This window comes from Streptomyces sp. NPDC002640, from assembly GCF_053592575.1.
The window spans coordinates 1-4,151 of sequence record NZ_JBSFVZ010000056.1; the positions used below are offsets into that span (position 1 = coordinate 1).

Consider the following 4,151-nt stretch of genomic DNA (forward strand, 5'->3'; position numbering starts at 1 on the left):
CGGGTGCTGGCGGCGGACGGTTACCGGACGTTCGTGGAGTCCAGTCCGCATCCGGTGCTGACCATGGGCATCCAGGAAACCCTCGACGACATCACCTCCGGCGGTGTGGCCGTCGGCTCCCTGCGCCGCGACGAAGGAGGCCTCCGCCGCTTCCACACCTCCGCCACGCACGCCTGGACCCACGGCGCCCCGCTCGACTGGACCCGGCCGGCCGGCACCGACGGCCCCACCGGCGACGCCCCGCACCAGGAGCGCGGCGAGGTCACCGCGGCCGTCCCCTTCACGCTGCCGACGTACCCCTTCCGGCGCGACCGCTACTGGCTCGACGCCCCCGCCCCGGCCGGCGACACGCACGCCCTCGGGCTCGCCGCCGCCGACCACCCGCTGCTCGGCGCCGCGGTCGAACTCGCCGACGGAGACGGCCTGCTGCTCACCGGCCGCCTGTCGCTGCGCACGCACCCCTGGCTCGCCGACCACACCGTCGCCGACGTCCCCGTCCTGCCCGCCGCGGTCTTCGCCGAGCTGGCCCTGCGCGCCGCCGACCGGGCCGGCTCCGCGGCCGTGCAGGAACTCACCCTCCACGAACCGCTGGTGCTCCCGGCGGAAGGGGCCGTGCAGCTCCAGCTCACGGTCGGCGGCCCCGACGCCTTCGGACGCCGCCCCGTCGCCGTGCACGCCCGCGCCGACCAGCCGGACGACGACACCGAGACGCCGTGGACGCGGTACGCGTCCGGCACGCTCGCGCCCACCCGGGCCGAACCTCCCCGCGTCCACGCCACCACCTGGCCACCGGCGGGCGCGACTCCCCTGGACATCGAGGCGCTGCGCACACGCCTCACCACCGACGGCCTGGGCCACGGTGCGACCTTCCAGGGACTGCACGCGGCCTGGGAGGACGGCGACCGGCTCCTCGCCGAAGCCGTGCTCCCTGAGGAGGCCGAGCCCCGCGGCGGCGCCTACGTCCTGCACCCCGCTCTCCTCGACGCGGTGCTGCACCCGCTGATCGCCGCCCGCGCGGCCACCACCGGCACCTCCGGCACGGGCCGGCTGCCGCAGATCACCAGGTGGACCGGGATGTCGGTGAACGCGGCCCGGTCCCGCACCCTGCGCGTCGAGATCAGCCCCGTGCGCGGAGCCGACGGCCCGGTCGCCCTCCGCCTCACCGACGACGAGGGCAGGGACCTGGGAGGCGCCGACGAGGTGACCCTGACGCCGCTCTCCCTCTCGCGGCTCACCGCCCGCGGTGACGTCCTGCGAGACGCCTTCTTCGGTCTCGAATGGGCCACCCTGCCCGGCGACGCGGTCGACACGCCGCCCGCCCGGACGGCTGCGCCCACCGCCGTGATCGGCGGCACGGACGCGCACCTGCTCCTCGTCCCGTCGCCGGCACCGGCCGAGGGCGCCGGCCGCAACGCGAGCACACCAGCCGCCACCGGTGACGGCCACGGGGCCGGATGGCACCCGGACCTCGGTGGGCTGCGCGCCGCCCTCGACGAGGGGGCCCCGGTCCCCGCCACCGTCCTCGCCCCCCTCGACCACCCCGAAGGCGGTGCCGGCTCCGAACCCGAGGCCGTAGCCGAGGCCGTCCACCACGTCCTGGCCCTGATCCAGGAGTGGCTCGCCGACGAGCGGCTCGCCGGGACCCGACTCGTCCTCGTCACCCGGGGCGCGGTCGCCCCGCACGGGGAGCCGCCCGCCTCGCCCGGCGCGGCGGCCGTCGTCGGCCTCGTCCGCTCCGCACAGCTCGAACACCCCGGCCGCGTGGTCCTCGCCGACATCGACACGACGACCACGGCGACAGCGGACGCCCTGGCCGCCGCCCTGGCCGCCGGCGAGCCCCAGTTCGCCGTACGGGACGGCGACATCCTGGTGCCCCGCCTCCTTCGCAGGCCGCGCCCCGCCACGGCACCCCCCGCCGTCCAGGCCGCGACGGACTCCACGACCGGGGACGGCCCGGCCCCCGCCGGCGCCACCCTGCTCGTCACCGGCTCCGCGGACCCGCACGTCATACCCGTCGCCGTCCACCTCGCGGCCCGCTACGGCGCCACCGCCGTCCTCCTGGCCGCCCCGCCCACCGCCGACGGGCTCCCCACGGCCGATGCGCCGTCCACGGCCGTCTGGGAGGCCCACTGCGGCCTGTCCGGCCTGGAGTTCGCCGTGACACCACACGACCCGTACGACACCGCGTCGCTCGCGGAGCTGATCCACGAACTCGCGGACGAGCAGCGGCTCACCGCGGTCCTGCACCTCGGCCCGGCGACCGACGACGGCGTGATCACCACCCTCGACCCGGTCGCCGCGGCGCGCCAACTCGCTCACGAGGCCCGCGCGGTGTGGAACCTCCACCAGCTCACCCGCGTGGCGCGCCCCCGGGCGTTCGTCCTCTTCTCGTCCCTCGCCGGCACGCTCGGGGCGGCCGGCCGCGGTCTGCGCGCTGCCGCCGCCGGATACCTCGACGCGCTGGCCGGCCTGCGGGCCTCCACGTGCCTGCCCGCCGTCTCCGTGGCCTGGGGTCTGTGGGCCGACGAGGTCCGGGAGGGCCCTGAGCCCGGGACGCCCGACGGCCCGGGAACCCCCGCGCACGGCGACGGGTTCGCCGCACGGGACGGAGTCGTCCCGGTCACCGCCGAACAGGCGATCACCCTCCTCGATGCGGCGCTGGACGCCGGGCGACCCGGCAGCGTCACCGCGCGGCTCTCGCCGACCGCCCTGCGCGGCCAGGCCGACAGCGGCACGCTCCCCGCGGTCCTCACCGGACTGGTCCCCGCCGCCCGCACCCTCAGGACCGGCGCCGTGTCCTCCCTGGCCGCGCGCCTCGCCGGCGCGCCCGAGGGCGACCGGCCGCGCATCCTGCTCGACGTGGTGCGGACCGCCGCGGCCTCGGTCCTCGGCCACGCGTCGCCGGAGGCCGTCGCCGCCGACCGTCCCTTCAAGGACCTCGGGTTCGACTCGCTGACCGCCGTCGAGCTGCGCAACCACCTCGGCGCCGCCACCGGTCTCAGCCTCCCCGCCACCCTCGTCTTCGACCACCCCACGCCGACCGCCCTAGCCACCCACCTGGGTGAGCGGGTGGCCGACGGCGCGCCCGGCGCGGCCGGGGCCACGGGTGCCGAGGCGCCGACCCGTACCGCGGCCGCGGCCGCGGAGGAGCCGATCGCGATCGTCGGGATGGCGTGCCGCTACCCGGGAGGAGCCGCCTCGCCCGAGGCGCTGTGGGACCTGGTCGTCTCCGGGCGGGACGCCATCGGCGAGTTCCCCGACGACCGGGGCTGGGACGTTTCCCGGCTGTACGACCCGGACCCCGACGCCCCCGGCAGGACCTACTCCCGGCACGGCGGGTTCCTCTACGACGCCGGCCACTTCGACGCCGACTTCTTCGGCATCTCGCCGCGCGAGGCCACGGCGATGGACCCGCAGCAGCGGCTGCTGCTGGAGACGGCCTGGGAGACGTTCGAGCGGGCCGGCATCGACCCGGAGGCGCTCAGGGGATCCCGAACCGGGGTGTTCGCCGGCAGCAGCTCCCAGGACTACGCGGCCCTGCTGGAGGCGTCGCCGCAGGCCACCGAGGGCTACCTGCTCACCGGCACCTCGGCCAGCGTCGTCTCCGGCCGCATCTCGTACACCTTCGGCCTGGAAGGCCCGGCCGTCAGCGTCGACACGGCGTGCTCGTCGTCGCTCGTCGCCCTGCACCTCGCGGCCCAGGCCCTGCGCAACGACGAGTGCTCGCTCGCCCTCGCCGGTGGCGTGGCCGTGCTCGCGACGCCCGCCGGCTTCGTCGAGTTCAGCCGGCAGCGGGGTCTGTCGGCCGACGGCCGGTGCAAGGCGTTCTCGGCGGACGCGGACGGCACCGGGTGGGCCGAGGGCGTGGGTCTGCTCCTGTTGGAGCGGTTGTCGGACGCGGAGCGCAACGGGCACCGGGTGCTGGCTGTGTTGCGGGGGAGTGCGGTCAATCAGGACGGTGCGAGCAACGGGTTGACGGCGCCGAACGGTCCGTCGCAGGAGCGGGTGATCCGGCAGGCCTTGGCGAACGCGCGGCTCGAGCCGTCCGATGTGGACGTGGTCGAGGCGCACGGGACCGGTACGCGGTTGGGTGACCCGATCGAGGCGCAGGCGCTGCTGGCGACCTACGGGCAGGACCGGCCGGAGGGCCG

The 4,151-nt window shown here is 76.8% G+C and carries 1 protein-coding gene; it reads left to right on the forward strand.

Annotated elements, in window-relative coordinates:
- Positions 1 to 4,151, forward strand: a 4,151-nt coding sequence (locus ACWD3O_RS33935; RefSeq protein ID WP_451418553.1) for a type I polyketide synthase, incomplete at both ends; no start/stop codon positions are given.